Raw genomic sequence first — 17,708 nt, forward strand, 5'->3', positions numbered from 1 at the left:
CCGGCCTGATGGCCGGGCCACTGCCGTCAGGCGTGGAGCAGGCTCATCGCGGCGAGGCCGGCCATGCCGAGGCCTACCAGCAGGATGATCGTGGCTGTTGCGGTGGGCATGCGGCGGGTCAGGAGGGCGGGCCAGCGGCCGGCGGTGGCGCGGTGGAGGCGGTCGCCCCAGCGGGCCAGGGCGAAGCCGATGCCGGTGAGGGTCGCGGCCAGACCGATGCCGTACGCGAGGACGAGGATCACGCCGTACCAGGCGCGGCCCAGGGCTGCCGCGCCGAGCAGGACCACCACGGCTGACGGGCTTGGGGAGAGGCCACCGGCGAAGCCCATGGCCAGGAGGGTCCGCACGCGCACCGGTTCGTCAGGCGCGGGGACGTAATGGGTGTGGGTGCGGCCGTCGCCGTGATCGTGGGTGTGTGCCTGCCCGTGGTCATGATCGTGGGTGTGGGCGGGCATCACGATCTGCACGCCGGGGTGGGTGGCGGTGGTGACGGCGCTCGACGGCGCGGTGATGGAGACGAGCGACGGGATGTGTGCCGGGGAGGCGACGCTGTGGTGGTGCGGCAGGGTGGACGGCTCGGGTAGGTGTGAGTGGGTATGGGTCGGGGTGCGGAGGCGGCGGATCGCCTGGCGCAGGAGCTGGGCGCCGACGAGGGCTACCAGGATGCCGCTGGTGAGTTTGAGCCAGTCGTAGAGGGAGTCCGGGGCGAGCTGGACCGAGGTGGCCAGGATGATGCCCAGGGCCAGGACGCCGAGGGTGTGTGTGACCGCGACCGAGGCTGCCACCGTCAACGCCTGGCGCAGGCGGCCGCGGGAACCCACGAGGTAGGCCGCCATGATGGTTTTGCCGTGGCCGGGAGCGACCGCGTGGGCGCCGCCGAGGATCAGGGCGACGAGGACGGCGAGGATGCCGACGCCGAGGGTCAGCTGCGGGTGGCCCACCAGGTCGGTGAACCAGGCCGTGAAGCGGTCGACGTCCCGGGCCTGGGACGTGCCGGTGCCGGTGGGGCCGAAGGGTGCCGCTGCTGCTGCCGGGCCGCCGGGGCGTGCGGTGAAGGACGCTGTGCGCGTGTCGGCGTTCACCGCGCCCGGGGGATAGGCGGTCAGGCGGGCGCTGGACGAGGTGGTGGGCACCGTGGAGGCGGTGAGCGTGTAGCGGTCGCCCACGGCGGTGATCTCGCGCCAGCCGATGCGGTCCGGGTACAGGGCGGACCCGTACGTGATCGGCGTCGTGGTGGTGAGGTGGGTGGTGGCGTGCAGGACGCACTGCAGGCGCAGCGTGGTCAGGCCGCCCGCGCCCGGAGGGAATGTCAGCCCGGCCGGGCGGGAGGTGAGCGTCTGCTGCCGTCCGGCCGCGACCAGGGTGCTCGATGCGGCCGCCGCGGCGCAGGTCCGCTGGGCGTAGGTGTCGCTCTCGGCCGGTGACAGGGTCGCGTCGTGGTCGGTGTCGATCTCGTCGTTGCGGGCCTGGTAGGCGGGGAGTTCCGCGAGGTCCAGCACGTAGTCGATGTCGATACCCGTGCTGGTGACGCGCAGGCCCGCGTACTGATTGGTGGTGAAGTTCCCCAGCGGATGGGCCTGGGCCGGGGCAGCGAGACCGACCACCGCGACGAGACCGAGCAGGGCCGCCGAGAGCACTCTGCGGGTCATTCGGCACCGTCCAGACGGGCGAGCTGCTTGCGGGCATCCGGTGCGTGGCGCAGGGAGAAGTACGGGTTGATCGCTAGCGCTGCGGCGAAGTCCTTGCGTGCCCCGGGTTTGTCGCCGAGGGCGAGGCGGATCGTGGCGCGCTGGTAATGGGCGCGGGCGTCGCGGGTGCCGAGGCGCAGGCCCCTGTCGGCATGGGTGAGCGCGTCGCGGTCGCGTCCGGCCGCGTGCAGGGCCCACGCGTACGCCGTTTCGACCGTCACGCTCGGACGCGCGGCGAACAGCGCCTTCCCCTTCGCGACGGCCGGGCCGGGCTCGCCGTGGTCGGCGTAGAACAGGACCAGGTCGATGTCGGTCGTGGCGGGAGTGGCTCCGGGCAGCGCCGCCGCCGCGCGGATGAGCTGGTCCACCGGGGCGGCCGGCTGACCCGCCGCGGTCAGGGTGTCGGACAGCGTCACCAGGTGGTCGACAGTGGGCAGGATCGCCGTTGCCGCGTGCAGATCGGTGAGCGCGCCGGTCAGGTCGCCGCGGGCCGCGCGCACCCGGGCCCGGTCGGCGAGCAGTGCCGGTTGGTTCGGGATCCGTGCGAGGCCCTGCGCGTAGTAGTCGCCGGCCGTGGCGAGGTCGCCGGCGCCGAACGCCAGCTCGCCCAGGTGGGTGAGCGCGAACACCGCGTCGGCGTCCCCGCCGGCCACGTCCAGTGCGCGTCGCATCATCGCCGTGGCCTGGGGCAGATCGCCGCGCAGTTCGAACAGGTACGACGCGCGGCCGAACGAGCCGGTGTCGGGCCGCAGGTCGAGCATGCGCTGTACGGCGTCCGTGGCCTCGTCGTAACGCCCGAGCTCGACGTTCGCGTCGGTCAGCACGCCGTACGCGTCGGCGGAGTACGTGTCCGTGGCGACGGCGCGGCCGGCGTACGACAGCGCCTTGCGGAAGTCGTGTCTCGCCGCGGCGAGCGCGCCCATGCCGGTGAGAGCGGCGGCGTTTCCGGTCGGCTGCACCGTGAGCGAGCGGCGCAGGGCGGTCTCGGCGGCGGGGTAGTGGCTGGGGTCGTAGGTGATCCGGGCGAGCTGGACCTGCGCCATGCCGAGCGATGCCCAGCCCTGCCAGTCGCCGGGGACCTCGCCCAGATGGGTGCGCGTCCGGCTGACGAACGCGTCGAGGGCGGACGTCGTGGTGCTCGCGGAATTGTCCGAGGAATCGGTGGCCGGGGCGTGATCGCGCAGCGGTCCGAGCAGGATCCCGGCGCCGGCGAGCAGGACACCGGCCACCGCGACGACCAGGACGGGGCGGATCCATCTTCTTCGCACCGGCAAATAGTGCATGACGGACTCTATATTTCGATCCTGACACGAGTAAGAAAAACCCAATACCACAACAATCAGCCTGGAAAGGGGCTACGAACAAGGGTGGGGCGGTGGCATCGGCGCCACCTGCCCGACCTATCCCGGGGGAAGAATGAAACTCGCCGTATCGCGCCGACGCAGGGGACTGGTGGCCTTCGCAGCCATCGGTGCCTCCGCTGCCTGCGTGGCCGCACTGGCCCCGATGCAGAGCAACGCGTCCTCGCACCGCGAGGCGCCGCTGATCGCGTCGACGCCCAGTCTGGACAACACGGACCTGTACGCGTTCGTGAGCCCTGACATGCAGGACACCGTCACGCTCATCTCGAACTGGTCGCCGTTCGAGGAGCCGAACGGTGGCCCGAACTACTACCCGTTCGCCGAGAGCACGGCACACGACATCAACATCGACAACGATGGTGACGCCAGGCCCGACATCGTGTACCGCTGGACGTTCTCGACGACGTACCAGAACGACGCGACGTTCCTCTACACCACGGGACCCGTCACGTCGCTGGCGGACAAGGACCTGAACATCCGCCAGACGTACAAGCTCCAGCGGATCACGCCGACGGAGACGAAGACGATCCTGAAGAGCGCGCGGGTGGCGCCCTCGTTCACCGGCAAGGCGTCCATGCCGGACTACGCGGCGCTGTCCAACGCGGCCATCACATCGGCCGGCGCGGGCTCGAAGTCGTTCGCCGGCCAGGCCGACGACCCGTTCTTCGCCGACCTGCGCGTCTTCGACCTGCTCTACGGCGGTGACCTGAGCGAGGTCGGGCAGGACACGCTCAAGGGCTACAACGTGAACACCATCGCGCTGCGGGTCCCGAAGGCGGATCTCGCGCTCAAGAGCGACGCGACGCGCAACCCGATCGTGGGCATCTGGACCACGACCAAGCGCCTCGGCGCGAGCATGAACGGCAAGCCGGCCACCTCCGTGCAGGTGTCCCGGCTCGGCATGCCGCTGGTCAACGAGGCGGTGCTGCCGCTGCGGGTGAAGAACCAGTTCAACGCCACGCGGCCGATGGACGACGCCAAGTTCCTCAAGTACGTGACCAACCCCGAGGTACCGCGTCTGATGGAGGCCATCTACAAGATCCCGGCGCCGGCCACGCCGCGTACCGACCTGGTCGAGGTCTTCCTCACCGGCGTCTGCAAGACCGGCTGCACCGGCCCGGTCGCGGCCGACCTGAACTCGCAGCTGCTCAACAAGGACGTGGACAAGAAGGAGTTCGCGCCCAGCGAGCAGCTGCGGCTCAACATGGGCGTGCCGGCCTCGGCCAACCCGAACCGGCTCGGCGTTGTCGGCGGTGACCTCGCCGGCTTCCCGAACGGCCGCCGGCTCGCCGACGACGTGCTCGACGTGACCGTGCAGGCCGCCGAGGGTGTGCTGCTGCCGGGCGCCTCGGACACCGTCAAGGGCCTCGGCGACGGGGTGAACGCGAACGACCATGAGTTCCGCAGCTCGTTCCCGTACGTCTCGCTGCCGAACATGGTCGGGGTCAACGAGAGCTGACCGCTTCCGGAGGAACAAGTGTGAGGCCGGGTGCCCCCATGGGCCCGGCCTCGCGCCGTATCTTGGCGCGTATGTCCACAGAGCTCATCAACGCGGCGCTGAAACTCATCCAGGACAAGTACATCTTCCCGGACAAGGCCGCCGAGATCACACAGCGGATCCAGGCCGGGGACTACGAGGGGCTCGACGAGCGGACGCTGGGGGAGCGGCTCACCGGCGTACTCTTCGACGTCACCGCCGACAAGCATCTGCGGATCCGCACGCGGGAAGCGGACATGGGCTCGGGGATGACCGAGCAGGAATGGATCGCGGCCTACAAGAAGAGGCTCCTGACGGTCAATTACGGGATCGAGCGGGTCGAGCGGCTGGACGGCAACGTCGGGCTGCTCGCTCTGACCGAGATCCCCGACGCGGGCACGGGCGGCGACGCCCTCGCCGCCGCCATGCGACTGGTCGCGCATACCGAGGCGCTCATCATCGATCTGCGTACCTGCCGGGGCGGGGTGCCGAACGGTGTCCACCTCCTGATGAGCTACTTCTTCCCCGATGACGAGACCCACCTCGGGGACATCTACGACGGTGCGACCGGGACGACCCGGCAGTACTGGAGCCTCGCGTACCTGCCCGGTGAGCGGTACCTCGCCAAGCCGGTCTACGTGCTGACGAGTGGCTTCACGTTCTCCGGCGCCGAGGATCTCAGCTACACGCTGCAGAGCCTCGGGCGCGCCACGGTGGTCGGGGAGACCACGCGTGGCGGCGCCCACCCCACTCAGATGTTCGCGCTGTCGGCGACGATGGAGGTCACGGTTCCCGTCGCGCGCTCGATCAGCCCGGTCACGGGAACGAACTGGGAAGGCACGGGTGTCGTCCCTGACGTGAGCGTCCCGGCCGGCGAGGCGCTCGCGCGGGCGTTGCGGGACTACACGGCGTCGGCGCGGTAAAGGACCACCTGGTCGGGGAACAGGCGTGGGCAGGCGACACCCGCCTGTTCCAGGATGGACCCGGTGAGGACCTGGCCGGAGCGGTCCTCGCCCCACCACGGCGGCGGGGCCAGGCCGGAGAGCTCCTTGCCGACGGTGACCGGCCGGACCCGGTAGCGGCGCTCGGGTTCCAGGCCGCGCAGGCGCAGCCGGGCGGCGGGGTCGGGGAGGATGCTGTCCGTCGTGACCATCGCGAACAGGGCCCGGCTGCGGTCGGGGGCGAGCACACCGTGCACCAGAATGCGGTCGTCGTAGCCGTCCATCCGGACGACGTCGCCGCCGAGCAGCAGCCCGCGCTGCTCGCGGTAGAAGGCCAGCCAGGCGCCCAGCTCCTCGAGCTCGCCGGCGCTCGCCTCGGCGAGGTCCCACTCGATGCCGAGGTGACCGAAGATCGCCGTCGCGGCGCGGTATCCGAGGTCGTGGCGCCGGCCCGTGGTGTGCGAACGGCCCGACGCGATGTGCGAGCCCAGGAATTCCGGGGCGACCAGCTGGGTGGTCCAGCGCAGCATCCGCTGCCGGTCGTGGGGGTCGATGTTGTCCGAGACCCACACCCGGTCCGTACGCTCCAGCACGCCCAGATCGACGCGAGCGCCCCCGGACGAGCAGGATTCGATCTCCAGCCCGGGATGGGCGGCGCGCAGCTCGTCCAGCAGCCGGTAGAAGGCCAGCGTCTGAGCATGGACCGCGGGCCGGCCGCCGTGGGTCTGATCGCCGGCCTCGACGAGGTCCCGGTTGTGGTCCCACTTGATGTAGCCGATGTCGTACTCGTCGAGGATCGCGAGCATCTGCGTCCTGATGTGCTCGTATGCCGCCGGGATCGCCAGGTTGAGCACCTGCTGGTGGCGTGACTCGACCGGCCATTCGGCGCGTGCCGCCATGATCCAGTCGGGGTGCGCGCGGGCCAGGTCGGAGTCCGGGTTGACCATCTCGGGCTCGAACCAGAGACCGAACTGCATGCCCAGCGCGCGGACCCGGTCGACGAGCGGGTGCAGCCCGGCCGGCCACACGTCGGCGGAGACCACCCAGTCGCCGAGCCCGGAGAAGTCGTCACGGCGCGAACCGAACCAGCCGTCGTCCAGCACGTAGCGCTCGACGCCGATCGCCGCGGCCCGCTCGGCGAGGTCGATCAGCCGCTCGGTGTCGTGGTCGAAGTAGACGGCCTCCCACACGTTGAGCGTGATCGGGCGGCCGGCGCTCACGGGCTTCTCCCGGGCGCGCAGATGGCGGTGGAAACGGCGGGCCACCTCGTCGAGCCCCTTGCCGTAGGCCCCGTACAGCCACGGGGTCTCGTAGGTCTCGCCGGTGCCGAGCCGGATCTCGCCGGGCAGCAGCAGCTCGCCGCCGCCGAGGAGCTGCTCACCGGTGTGCACACGCTCGGCGTAGTGCAGGTGGTTGCCGCTCCACGCGGTGTGCACGGCCCAGACGTCACCGCTTGCGAAGTCGAAGCCGGCCGTTCCCGCGTGCAGCAGGTAGGCGCTGTCCGCGCCGGTGCGGCCCTTGCGGTTCTCGCGGACGTGCGCGCCGGTGAACAGCGTGCTGCGCTGCGGCACCCGCTCCTGGTTGTGCCGGCCGGTGAAGTCCAGCAACTCGACCGCGCCGGGCGGGATCGGGAGCGCGGGGGTCAGGCTGTCGAGGGTGTACGTCCCGGGGGCGAGGTTGCGCAACTGTGCTCGTACGCGCAGAAGGCCGGACTCCCGCAACTCGAGCGTGACGCGCACCGCCAGGCGGCCGGTCTCGTCGCTCGCGTGCACTTCCAGCGTCGCCGCACCCGCGGTGACAAAACCGCCCACCGGTACACCATCCAGCGTCACCGCGGTGACGGTGAACGCCGCCGACCATCCCGTCCCGTCGAAGGAGCCGCTGAGGCCGGGACGCCCGGCCCAGCCGGTGCGCTGCTCGGGCAGCAGGGCGACGCGCGGCCGCGGCTCGACGTCGTTGGTGCCGTGCACCGGTTGTGAGCTGGTGATGAGCGCGGCGGCCAGGTCGGCGTCGAGACCGGGGACCGCCGGTCCCCAGTAGGTCAGCGCGGGGAGGCGGCCACCACCGGTGTCGGCGAGGACGGTCACGCCCCCGGCGGTGAGGGCAGCGGTCACGCCGTCGTCGGGCAGCATCGGGGTGTCTGTCCTTTCCACGCTGAATACGGTTGTTACAAGGGTGTGTCAGACCGGCTCAGGGGCTCTGAGAAGATCGGTGCATGCGCTTGCTGACAGCCTTGCACGACGCCGAGGACACCCCGCGAACGGTTACCGCGTCCGGGGAGTCCGTGTCGCGCCACGAGTTGCTCAGCCGGGCGTCGGCGCTCGCGGCCGAATTGCGGGGTGTGCCGGTGGCGGCGGTCGACGCGACCGCCGGGTTGCCGACGATCGTGGCGATCACCGCGGGGCTGCTCGCCGGGGTGCCGATCGTGCCCGTGCCGCCCGACGCCGGCACGACCGAGCGCGCCCACATCCTGCGCGACTCCGGCGCCGCGGTGGTGCTCTCCGACGGGCCGTCCGGCGACCTCCCGGCCATGCCGATCACCCGGCCCGGGGTGAGCGGTTCCGTCCCGCCCGAGCCCGAGGCGGGCGCACCCGCGCTGATCCTCTACACGAGCGGGACGACCGGGCCGCCGAAGGGCGTCGTGGTCTCGCGCGCGGCGATCGCGGCCGACCTCGACGCGCTCGCCGAGGCGTGGCAGTGGACGGCAGGCGACACCCTCGTGCACGGCCTGCCGCTCTATCACGTGCACGGGCTGGTGCTCGGCGTGCTCGGCCCGCTGCGCGTCGGGTCACGGTTGGTGCACACCGGAAAGCCCACCCCTGAGGCGTACGCGAAAGCGCGCGGCAGCCTCTACTTCGGCGTGCCCACGGTGTGGTCGCGGATTTGTGCGGCGCCGGACGCCGCCCGCGAGCTGCGCAGCGCACGGCTGCTCGTGTCGGGGAGCGCGCCGCTGCCCGTGCCCGTCTTCGAGGATCTGACAGCGCTCACCGGGCAGGCGCCGGTCGAGCGCTACGGCATGACCGAGACGCTCATCACCGTGAGTGCCCGCCACGACGGCCCGCGCCGCGCCGGACACGTCGGCGTCCCGGTGCGCGGCGTCGAGACCCGCCTCATCGACGACGCCGGCGTCCCGCTGGAGAACGACGGCGTCACGATCGGCCAGCTGCAGGTGCGCGGCGCGACCCTCTTCGACGGCTACCTCGGCCACGGCTCCCCGCTCACCGACGGCTGGTTCACCACCGGTGACGTCGCCACCATCGGCGCCGACGGCTGGCACCGCATCGTCGGGCGGGCCTCCACCGACCTCATCAAGACCGGCGGCTACCGCGTCGGCGCCGGCGAGGTCGAGGACGCCCTGCTGCTGCACCCCGCCGTCCGCGAGGCCGCCGTCATCGGCACCGCCCACGCCGACCTCGGCGAGCAGGTCACCGCGTTCGTCGTCACCGACGCCCCGGTGCCCGAGAAGGACCTGATCGACTTCGTGGCGCAGCGCCTCGCCGCCCACAAACGCCCCCGCGTGGTGAACCTGGTGGCCGAACTCCCCCGTAACGCCATGGGGAAAGTCCAGAAGAGCCGCCTGCGGCAATGAAACAGGAGAGATCTAGGTTGAGCATCACCCTGGCCGACGTCCATGACGCCGCCGAGCGCCTGAAGGGAGTCGCGCACCGCACGCCGGTGCTGCGGTCGCGGACCCTGGACGCGTTCGTCGGTGCGGAGGTCTTCGTCAAGGCCGAGAATTTCCAGCGGATGGGCGCGTTCAAGTTCCGGGGGGCCTACAACGCGTGTGCCCGGCTGACCGCGGCGCAGCTGGCGAGCGGCATCGCGGCGTACTCGTCGGGTAATCACGCGCAGGCCGTCGCGCTGGCCGCGCAGGAGCTGGGCAGTCACGCGGTGATCCTGATGCCCGAGGACTCCCCGGCGTCCAAGCGCGCTGCCGCCGAGGGGTACGGCGCCGAGGTGCTCACCTTCGACCGGTACGGCGAGGACCGGATCGCCCTGGCCGCGGCGCTGGCCGCCGAGCGGGGGCTGACGCTGATCCCGCCGTACGAGCACCCGGACGTGATGGCCGGGCAGGGCACCGCCACGCTGGAGTTGCTGGAGCAGGCCGGTGACCTCGACGCGCTGGTCGTGCCGGTGGGCGGGGGCGGGCTCATGGCGGGCAGCGCCACCGCCGCCAAGGGGCTGCTGCCCGGGATCCGGATGATCGGCGTGGAGCCGCGGGAGGGCGACGACACCAAGCGGTCCCTCGAAGCCGGGGAGCGGGTCGCCGTACCCGTCTCCCGGACCGTGGCGGACGGCCTGGCCGCGCCCACCCCGGGCGAGCTGACCTTCGAGGTGAACCGGCGGCTGGTCGACGAGATCGCGCTGGTCGGCGATGACGAGATCTGCGACGCGATGCGTTTCGCGTTCGAGCGGATGCGGATCGTGATCGAGCCGAGCGGTGCCACCGGACTGGCCGCGCTGCTGTCGGGGCGGCTCAAGGTCTCCGGCCGGGTCGGCGTGATCATCTCGGGTGGCAACATCGACGTGACGCGGTTCGTGACGCTGCTCTCCCGATGAGGAACTGTCGGGTAACTTGCGGGAAGCTGGTCATCGCCCGCCCGACTGTGGACTGTGGCTGATTTCCGGAGTTGTTACGCCTGAGGGGGCCGTGATGACCGCGACAGTCGCCTTCGACATCAACACCGTGCGCAGCAGCGCCGACCTGCTGCGCACCGAACGCATCCGCATCGCGCCGGACGAGCCCGGCCTGGTGCCGTCCGGCCGGGGCTGGGGCGAGGCCAAACGCGAGATGGCCGAGCTCTGCGCGGTGCCCCCGGCGACGATCGCCGAGGTTCTCGAGATGCTGACCCGGGCGCAGCGCATCATGGACCTGCTCCCGCCGCCGGCCGCCAACCGGATCGCGTCGTTCAACTCGCTCTACTTCACCATCACCGACCGGGTGGGGGCGGCGCTGACCGGCCCCGACGTGGTCGACCCCGCGTTCCTGGAGCTGCTCGACGTCGAGTTCGCCAAGCGCTACTTCGACGCGCTGCGGCTCTGGGGCGAGGAGGACCACGGCACCCCGGACGCCTGGGAGGTGCTGTTCCGCCGGGCCCAGGACGAGAGGATCAGCCGGCTCGCCGCCGCTATCCTCGGTGTCAACGCGCACATCAACCACGACCTGGCGCTGGCCCTGGTCGCCACGTGGGAGCGGCTCGGCACCCCGCCCGGCGACGTCGTGCACCCCGACTACCTGCTGATCAACAAGATCTTCTACCAGGAGATCCCCCGGCTGCGCCGCCGCTACTCGACCAGCTGGCAGCTGCGCGTCGACGCGCTGGCCGGCGACCTCGACGACTGGAGCCAGTCGGTGCTCGTGGCGGCGACCCGCGCGCACGCGTGGGACCAGGGCAAGCGGCTGTGGGACCTGCGCGACGAGGCCGAGCATCTCGCCCACGCCCGGCTGGTGATGGACCGCGCCTCGGCCTACGTCGGGGAGCTGCTGATCACCAGTGACGGAGTGTTCAACCAGGTCGGCGTGGTGCTCAAGGCCGGGCGTGACACGGTCCGCGGCGCGTGGCGCCGGGTGTTCCACAGGCGGCGTGCCGGAATCTGACAATCGGCCACAGTGGAGTGTCTTGCCCGCCGGTGATATCAAGGCACCCGTGACCAACGAGCAGGGTGATCCGGACCCCAGGCCGGGCTGGAAACCAAGGCAACCACCAGCGTCGATGTCCTTGACCTCGGGTGCTTTCGGCAAGCGTCAGGCGGCGGCGGCCACCCCGCCCCTGCTGCGGCAGGAGCCACCATCTCCGGAGCAGCCCGCTGCTCCGGAGGCCGCGCCGGCGGCGCCGCGGGGGCGTCGGCGGTGGGTCTGGGCATCGGCGGGGGCCGCGACCCTGGCCGTCGTGGCGGCAGCACTCCTGGTGTCCGGCGAGGACGACGGCCCGGCGGCGCCCGCGGCAGGCGGGCCGCCGGCCCGGGCGCTGTCCGACGGGACGCCGGGCGCGACGGCGGCCACCGGCACGGCGCCGAGCGCTGTCGCCTCGCTGGGTGGGCTCTCGGACGGCGAGGTCTCGAACGGTTTGGTGCCACTCGCGACCGGCGTACCGTCCACGGGGCCGTCGATCTCGCTCAGCACCACCGCCCCGGCCCCGAAGACGACCCCCACCACCCCGGCGGGGCGGGTCAGCGACGGCGCCGATCTCGCGCTGCACCGCCCGGTCACGGCCTCCAGTTCGGAGGGCAGGGGCTGGCCGGCGGAGGACGCCGTCGACGGGGACGACACCACGCGCTGGGGCAGCGGCTTCGCCGACAACCAGTGGATCGCGGTCGACCTGGGCGAGCTCTGGTCGGTCAGCCGGGTCGAGGTCGTGTGGGAGCGCGCGTACGCCACCGAGTACCGCGTCGAGGTGTCGCAGGACGGCAGCACGTGGCGGTCCGCGTACACCGGCGCGAAGGGCAAGGAAGGCACGGTCACCACGACGTTCAAGGCGACCCCCGCCCGCTGGGTACGCGTCTACGGCCTGCGACGCAGCAACGGATACGGCATCTCCATCTACCGGCTGTCGGTGCGTTAACCGGTGATGACGCGGTTGCGGCCGGCGTGCTTGGCCGCGTAGAGCAGCTCGTCGGCGCGGTTGACCAGGGTGCGGGCAGAGTCGTCCGGGCGCAGCGCGGTGAGCCCGATGCTGGCCGTGACGCTCAGCCCGTTCGCGACGGCGGTCCAGGCGTAGGACTGGATCGCCGCCCGCAGGCCCTCGACCCGCCGGGCGGCGACCGCCGGGTCCGCGTCGAGGATCAGGATGAACTCCTCACCGCCGTGCCGGCCCGCGTGACCGCCCACCTTGGCGAGCAGTTCGGCGACCCGGCACAGGACCATGTCGCCGATCGCGTGCGTGTACGTGTCGTTGACCGCCTTGAAGTGGTCGAGGTCGATCAGGGCGACGCTGACCGGGCCGCGCTGTGTGGCCGGGGTGCGGATCAGATCGGCGAGCTGCGCGTCCGAGCGGCGCCGGTTCCACAGCCCCGTCAGCGCGTCCCGCTCGGCCATCTCCCGGAACCGCTCGGTGGTGCGGCGGGCCTCGTCGACGGCGAACTGGGCGTGCGCGACGCGGGCCATGACCTCGCTGCGCTCGGATCGGCGTACGGTCCAGGCCTCGTGGAATTCGACCATCTCGTGGTACGCGGTGGCGAAGTCACCCAGCTCGGCATGGCACCCGGCGATCATCTTGCGGGCCAGCGCGTCGACGTCGGCGAGCCGGTCCCGGGCCGCCAACTCCCGGCAGGCCCTCAGCGTGTGCAGCGCCGCGCCGATGTTGCCGTCCCGGCGCTGGATGTCGGCGAGGGTGATCAGGGCGTTCGGCACGGCGTCGGAGTCGGTCGGCTCGGACGTCGCGATGGCCCGCTCGATCAGCGCGAGCGCCCCGGCGGGATCCCCGGTCTCCAGCATGATCCGCGCCATCGTGTCGGCGCAGGAGGCGTTCAGCGGCTCCCCGGTGCGCTCGCTGCACATCCGCATCCGGTCCACCAGGTCGGCGGCGGTCCGCAGGTCACCGGACGTGTACGAGCACCACGCCCAGTTGTTCAGGTTCGCCAGGATCAGCGCGGGCACCCGGGTCGCCTCGGCCAGTTCCTGCGCCACCCGGAACTCCCGGTGCGACATGCCCCCGATCCGCCGGTCGTTGACCTGCAGAGCCAGGACGATCGCATGGTCGGCGCGCAGCACCGGCGGGTCACCGGGATGCAGCATCCGGCTCGCCGGGTACGCGTTCCGCACCGCCTGCGCGTTGTCCCCGATCCGCCACAGCCCCCCGGCCACGACGGCGTGGGCGTGGGCGACGACGATCCGGTCACCGGTACCGGCGAGCACGGCGCGGGCCTGCGCGATCCCCTCGGGGGCACGGCCGCCCCGGTTGTGCAGCTCGGCGACGACGAGCCTGCCGAGATCGGCGAGCTGGCGGTCCCCGGCGGTGACGGCGGCGCGCACGAGCGCTCCGGCCCGGTCGGCGAGGCCCTTGTGGCTGACGTAGACGCCGGCGACGAGGCTGTCGAGCGAGCCGTCCAGAGTTGCGGGGGCGGCATTCATGTCCGGCCCATCGGCTCCCGAAATGCAACCATGAGCGGTACGCGTACTCCTTGAGCGGTACCTGAGGAACGTACCCATAAGGTCTTGATCATGGCTGTGTCGCTGCTGACCCTGAACGCGCTGATGAAGGGGGACGTCCGGGCCCGGCTGCGGGTTCTCGGCGGGCTGCTGGAGAGCTCCGGGTACGACGTGGTGTGCCTGCAGGAGGTGATGTACCGCTCCCACGCGGTGCTGCTGCGAGGTCTCGCCCGCTCGTACGGCTACCGGGCCTGGAGCGGGGCGGTGCTGCTCGAGGGCGGGCTCGTGGTGCTGTCCCGGCTGCCGGTCGGGAGCGCCCGGTTCGTGCGCTATCCGATGAGCGGGCCGGCGCGACCCGAGTTCATCATGCGCAAGGGTGCCCAGGTCGTCCAGGTCACGACCGCCGACGGCCCGCTCGCGGTGATCAACACCCACCTGTCGGCCAACCGGGACGGCGACTGGTCACCGGGCGCCCGGTACACCCACGTCCAGCGTCGCGAGCTGGCCACGCTCGCCGCGGTCGTCTCGGGGGTCGATGCTTCGCTGCCGGTGGTCGTCGCCGGGGATCTGAACGTGCCCCGGACAGCGGCGTCGCTCGCGGGCTTCCTGACGGCCGCCGGACTGCGGGATACTCGGGCCGATGACACCGGGCCCACGTATCGTCCGACTCCGCGCTGGCCGTCGCCACCCGCGTTCGACCACGTCCTGGTCCGGCCGGGGACGGTGGCGGAGACCCGGCTCGTCCTGCGGGATCCGGTCACGCTGGGTGATGGGTGGCAGGCGTACCTGTCGGATCATTACGGCGTCGCGGCCGAGCTGACGCTGCCGTGAAAGTCTTTACCATCGACTTCGGTGCGGGCCGGGCGGCGCTCGCCGTGCGGGTCGGGCAGCCGGGCGAGCTGCCGGCGGCGCTGCACGATCTCGGCCTCGGCACACCTCGCCCGGTCGTCACGGTTGTCGGGGGCGCGGGCGGCATGACCGCCGCGGATCTGGACGGGCTGCGCGCCGTGATGGCCGAGGGCGTGATCCCGGCCATCCATGACAGCGGTGCGACGGTCGTGGATGGCGGCACCGACGCCGGGGTGATGCGGCTGATGGGCCGCGCCCGCAACGGCTTCCCCCTCGTCGGCGTCGCCGCGGCCGCGACGGTCACCCTGCCCGGCGGCGCTACGGCAGCGGCCGGTGCCGCCCCGCTCGAGCCGCATCACAGCCACTTCGTGCTGACGCCCGGGCGCGAGTGGGGCGCCGAGGCGCCGTGGATCGTCGACGTGGCGGCTCGTGTCGCCGATCCTCATCCGGCGGTGACTGTGCTGGTCAACGGGGGCCGGATCGCCTACGACGACGCGGCCCGGGCGCTGCGGGCCGGACGGGCGGTGCTGGTCCTGGCGGGCAGCGGGCGTGCCGCCGACCGGATCGCGGGGGCCCGCGAGGGTGAGTGCGGCAACGACCCCGCCACCCGGATCGCCGGTTCGCCGCTCGTCCACATCGTGCAGATATCCGACACCGCGGCAGTTCGTGCCCGCCTGAGGACCCTGCTGACGCCGCCGAGCTGAGAACATCTCCCGATGTCGCTGTCGTTGTTGGCTCGATTCCCCCGGCTCGGGGCCCCGGCCGCGTCGAAGCCTGTCATCCCTGAGCACGTCCGGGAGCGCTGGCCGGCCCTGGCGGAGGACCTGGCGGTGCTGGCCGAGGTGGTGGAGCCGGACTTCTCCGCGTACGACCGGGAGGCCCTGCGGAAACAGAACGCCTACCGCCGGCAGCAGGTCCTGGTGCTGCTGGGCTCGGCGGTCGTCACCACGCTCGGCGGGATCCAGGCCCTGATCCCCGGGCAGCGCTGGCCCGGGCTGGTCCTCGCGGCCGCGGGCGTGCTGCTCGCCACCAGCAGCCAATGGGCCCGCGAGCGGGCCACGGTCGACGAGTACCTGCAGGCCCGGGTGCGGGCCGAGCGGCTGCGTGCCCTGCACTTCCGCTATCTCGCCCGGACCGGCCCCTATGCCGGCCCCGCCGAGGCCCGGCTGCGGGCGCTGCGGCACGCGGTGGTGGCCGTGAAAGCCGGGAAGGAACCCCGGTGAGCGATCGTGACGCCGCGGTCCGCCGGCTCTACAAGGACCTGCGGATCACCGAACAGCTCGCCTTCTACCGCCGGCGCAGCGGGGAATACCACGCCGCGGACAGACAGGCCATCCTGGTGCGCAACGCGCTGCTCGCTCTGGCGGCGCTCGCCGGGGTGGCGGGTCAGGCCCTCGGGGAGACCGGGCGCACGGTGACCGGGGTGGTGGCGGCGGTGCTGGCGGCGATGGCGACGGCGGTCACCGCGTACGAGACGTTGATCGGTTTTGCCCCGGTCGCCAGGATCTATGACGACGCGGCCCTGAGCCTGGAGGAAGCCGAGCTCGACTGGGATGCCGGCACGGACCTGGCGGCGGACGTCGACCGGGTGGAGCAGGTGTTCCGCTCGGAGGCGGGGCAGTGGGGGCAGCTCACCATCCAGCCCCCGCCGGAGCCGTGACTCACAAGATCCGCGGGGCCGTTGTGATAACGCGTTATCGCCGGGGAAACAACCGGGGCCACCCCGCGTAACCTGCCGTGGCGAGCATCTGACGGGTGAACCTTTCCAGCACGCCGGGGCCGCTTGCCGGGTTCACCGTCGCCGTGACCGCCGAGCGGCGGCGTGAGGAGCTCGCCGCGCTGCTGGAACGCCGTGGTGCCCGGGTCGTGCTCGCGCCCGCGATCACCATCGTGCCGCTGCGCGACGACCAGGCGCTGCACGCCGCCACCGCGGCCTGCGTCGGGCTCGCCCCCGAGATCGTCGTCGCCACGACCGGCATCGGCTTCCGGGGCTGGCTCGAAGCCGCCGAGGGCTGGGGCATGGGCGATCCGCTGCGGGCGGCCCTCGGCCGGGCCCGGCTGATCGCGCGCGGCGCCAAACCGTGCGGCGCTATCCGGGCCGCCGACCTCAGCGAGGACTGGTCCGCCGCGACCGAGTCGTCGGAGGAGATCCTCGAACGCCTCCTCGCCCAGGGGATCGCCGGCCGCCGCATCGCCGTCCAGCTGCACGGCGGCCCGCAGTCCGAGCTCACCGACGCCCTGCGCGCGGCGGGGGCGGCCGTCGTGGAGATCCCGGTCTACCGCTGGACGCTGCCACCCGACATCACCCCGGTGCGCCGCCTGGTCACCCAGCTCACCGCCGGCCAGATCGACGCCGTGACCTTCACCAGCGCCCCCGCCGTCCGCGGCCTGCTCGACATCGCGGGCGACGAGGCCGGCCAGGTGCTGGACGCCTTCCGCGGCCCGGCCATGGCGGCGTGCGTGGGACCGGTGACCGCGGCGTCGCTGGTCCAGCAGGACGTCCCGGTGGTCATGCCGCACCGGTCCCGCCTCGGCGCCCTGGTCAAGACGGTCACCGACGAACTGCCCCGCCGTACGCCCAAGCTCTCGGTCGCCGGCGACACCCTCGAGATCCGTGGCCACGCCGTGCTGATCGACGGCCGGGTGCAGCCGCTCGCCCCGGCGGCGATGGCGATCCTGGGTTCGCTGTCCGCCCGGCCGGGCGCGGTGGTCTCGAAGGAACGGCTGGTGGCTTCGCTGCCGCGCGGCACGGACGGGCACGCGGTCGACGTGGCGATCGCCCGGCTGCGGACGGCGCTGGGCGGCGGCGGGCACATCGAGACGGTGATCAAGCGCGGGTACCGGCTGCGGGTGGACGAGCCGGCATGAGGCGGCTGGTCGCGGTGGCGCACGGGACGCGGTCGGTGGCGGGGCAGGAGCAGATCCGGGCGCTGGTGGACCGGGTCGCGCTGCGGCTTCCGGGGACCGAGGTCCGGCTGACCTACGTGGACGTCCAGCACCCGCGGGTCGAGACGATGACCTTCGGGGTGGGCACGGTGGTCGTGCCGCTTCTGCTCTCCACCGGCCATCACGTACGCGTGGACATCGCGAACGCCGTCGCCGGCAGCGGCGCGGTGGTGACGCCGCCGCTCGGGCCGGACGCCGTCCTCGTGGCGAGCATGCGCCGTCCCCTCAGCGGCGCCGCCGCTGTGCGCCGACCCGGTGATCGAGGACCTCGTGGTCACGCGATACGTGCACGCGGCCGCGGTCTCACATTGACCTTGGGCGCGTTGTAAGGATTACCGAACGGCACGGCAATCGTTG

General features: G+C 72.3%; 16 protein-coding genes. 12 read left to right on the forward strand and 4 right to left on the reverse strand.

Translation table 11 applies throughout. From position 1 onward, the window contains the following. Positions 1-26 precede the first annotated feature (26 nt). Positions 27-1,649, reverse strand: coding sequence for a nickel/cobalt transporter (locus Ahu01nite_RS09415; protein WP_203836065.1), 1,623 nt, complete (start codon positions 1,647-1,649; stop codon positions 27-29). Further along, complete coding sequence (locus Ahu01nite_RS09420) at positions 1,646-2,956, reverse strand: tetratricopeptide repeat protein (protein WP_203836066.1); 1,311 nt, start codon at positions 2,954-2,956, stop codon at positions 1,646-1,648. The genes Ahu01nite_RS09415 and Ahu01nite_RS09420 overlap by 4 nt, the downstream gene beginning before the upstream one ends. 184 nt (positions 2,957-3,140) lie before the next feature. Between Ahu01nite_RS09420 and Ahu01nite_RS09425 the strand changes: the two genes are divergently transcribed. Further along, positions 3,141-4,508 carry a DUF4331 domain-containing protein gene (locus tag Ahu01nite_RS09425; protein ID WP_239158734.1) on the forward strand — a complete coding sequence of 456 codons (1,368 nt, stop codon included), beginning with the start codon at positions 3,141-3,143 and terminating at the stop codon, positions 4,506-4,508. A 71-nt stretch (positions 4,509-4,579) separates the two neighbouring features. Then, on the forward strand, positions 4,580-5,449 hold the full coding sequence (locus Ahu01nite_RS09430; RefSeq protein WP_203836068.1) for a S41 family peptidase: 870 nt from the start codon (positions 4,580-4,582) through the stop codon (positions 5,447-5,449). Here Ahu01nite_RS09430 and Ahu01nite_RS09435 read toward each other — a convergent pair. Continuing rightward, a complete protein-coding gene (locus tag Ahu01nite_RS09435; RefSeq protein WP_239158735.1) occupies positions 5,428-7,620 on the reverse strand; it encodes an alpha-galactosidase in 2,193 nt (730 codons plus the stop codon). The genes Ahu01nite_RS09430 and Ahu01nite_RS09435 overlap by 22 nt on opposite strands. 62 nt (positions 7,621-7,682) lie before the next feature. Between Ahu01nite_RS09435 and Ahu01nite_RS09440 the strand changes: the two genes are divergently transcribed. From Ahu01nite_RS09440 to Ahu01nite_RS09455, 4 genes are all read left to right on the forward strand, one after another. Further along, positions 7,683-9,056 (forward strand): acyl-CoA synthetase, encoded by a 1,374-nt coding sequence (locus Ahu01nite_RS09440; protein ID WP_203836069.1) that lies wholly within the window; start codon positions 7,683-7,685, stop codon positions 9,054-9,056. Positions 9,057-9,073: 17 nt separating this feature from the next. Beyond that, positions 9,074-10,027, forward strand: coding sequence for a pyridoxal-phosphate dependent enzyme (locus tag Ahu01nite_RS09445; protein ID WP_203836070.1), 954 nt, complete (start codon positions 9,074-9,076; stop codon positions 10,025-10,027). Between the two features lie 94 nt (positions 10,028-10,121). After that, entirely contained in the window at positions 10,122-11,066 is a 945-nt protein-coding gene (locus Ahu01nite_RS09450) for a DUF5995 family protein (RefSeq protein ID WP_239158736.1), read from the forward strand. A gap of 121 nt (positions 11,067-11,187) precedes the next feature. Next, positions 11,188-12,030, forward strand: coding sequence for a discoidin domain-containing protein (locus Ahu01nite_RS09455; protein ID WP_203836072.1), 843 nt, complete (start codon positions 11,188-11,190; stop codon positions 12,028-12,030). Here Ahu01nite_RS09455 and Ahu01nite_RS09460 read toward each other — a convergent pair. Next, positions 12,027-13,538 (reverse strand): tetratricopeptide repeat-containing diguanylate cyclase, encoded by a 1,512-nt coding sequence (locus Ahu01nite_RS09460; protein ID WP_203836073.1) that lies wholly within the window; start codon positions 13,536-13,538, stop codon positions 12,027-12,029. The two genes, Ahu01nite_RS09455 and Ahu01nite_RS09460, sit on opposite strands and share 4 nt — an antisense overlap. Positions 13,539-13,628: 90 nt before the next feature. Here Ahu01nite_RS09460 and Ahu01nite_RS09465 point away from each other — a divergent pair, with 90 nt between their 5' ends. The 6 genes from Ahu01nite_RS09465 (at position 13,629) to Ahu01nite_RS09490 (ending at position 17,680) form a co-directional block, all read left to right on the forward strand. Continuing rightward, a complete protein-coding gene (locus Ahu01nite_RS09465) occupies positions 13,629-14,387 on the forward strand; it encodes an endonuclease/exonuclease/phosphatase family protein (RefSeq protein ID WP_203836074.1) in 759 nt (252 codons plus the stop codon). Next, positions 14,384-15,109: a hypothetical protein gene (locus Ahu01nite_RS09470; RefSeq protein WP_203836075.1), complete on the forward strand. Its 726-nt coding sequence runs from the start codon at positions 14,384-14,386 to the stop codon at positions 15,107-15,109. Before Ahu01nite_RS09465 ends, Ahu01nite_RS09470 begins: the two co-directional genes overlap by 4 nt. Before the next feature lie 12 nt (positions 15,110-15,121). Next, positions 15,122-15,628 carry a DUF4231 domain-containing protein gene (locus Ahu01nite_RS09475; RefSeq protein WP_203836076.1) on the forward strand — a complete coding sequence of 169 codons (507 nt, stop codon included), beginning with the start codon at positions 15,122-15,124 and terminating at the stop codon, positions 15,626-15,628. Further along, positions 15,625-16,065, forward strand: a complete 441-nt coding sequence (locus tag Ahu01nite_RS09480; protein ID WP_203836077.1) for an SLATT domain-containing protein — start codon at positions 15,625-15,627, stop codon at positions 16,063-16,065. Before Ahu01nite_RS09475 ends, Ahu01nite_RS09480 begins: the two co-directional genes overlap by 4 nt. A gap of 95 nt (positions 16,066-16,160) precedes the next feature. Continuing rightward, positions 16,161-17,273, forward strand: a complete 1,113-nt coding sequence (locus tag Ahu01nite_RS09485) for a uroporphyrinogen-III synthase (protein ID WP_203836078.1) — start codon at positions 16,161-16,163, stop codon at positions 17,271-17,273. Then, a complete protein-coding gene (locus Ahu01nite_RS09490; protein WP_203836079.1) occupies positions 17,270-17,680 on the forward strand; it encodes a sirohydrochlorin chelatase in 411 nt (136 codons plus the stop codon). The genes Ahu01nite_RS09485 and Ahu01nite_RS09490 overlap by 4 nt, the downstream gene beginning before the upstream one ends. Positions 17,681-17,708 lie beyond the last annotated feature (28 nt).

This window comes from Winogradskya humida (genome assembly GCF_016862215.1).
GTDB lineage: Bacteria > Actinomycetota > Actinomycetes > Mycobacteriales > Micromonosporaceae > Actinoplanes > Actinoplanes humidus.

Coding starts and splice junctions, on each gene's coding strand:
- Ahu01nite_RS09415 (WP_203836065.1), bottom strand. CDS start 1,649: ATGACCCGCAGAGTGCTCTCGGCGGCCCTGCTCGGTCTCGTCGCGGTG.
- Ahu01nite_RS09430 (WP_203836068.1), top strand. CDS start 4,580: ATGTCCACAGAGCTCATCAACGCGGCGCTGAAACTCATCCAGGACAAG.
- Ahu01nite_RS09440 (WP_203836069.1), top strand. CDS start 7,683: ATGCGCTTGCTGACAGCCTTGCACGACGCCGAGGACACCCCGCGAACG.
- Ahu01nite_RS09450 (WP_239158736.1), top strand. CDS start 10,122: ATGACCGCGACAGTCGCCTTCGACATCAACACCGTGCGCAGCAGCGCC.
- Ahu01nite_RS09460 (WP_203836073.1), bottom strand. CDS start 13,538: ATGAATGCCGCCCCCGCAACTCTGGACGGCTCGCTCGACAGCCTCGTC.
- Ahu01nite_RS09465 (WP_203836074.1), top strand. CDS start 13,629: ATGGCTGTGTCGCTGCTGACCCTGAACGCGCTGATGAAGGGGGACGTC.
- Ahu01nite_RS09475 (WP_203836076.1), top strand. CDS start 15,122: ATGTCGCTGTCGTTGTTGGCTCGATTCCCCCGGCTCGGGGCCCCGGCC.
- Ahu01nite_RS09490 (WP_203836079.1), top strand. CDS start 17,270: ATGAGGCGGCTGGTCGCGGTGGCGCACGGGACGCGGTCGGTGGCGGGG.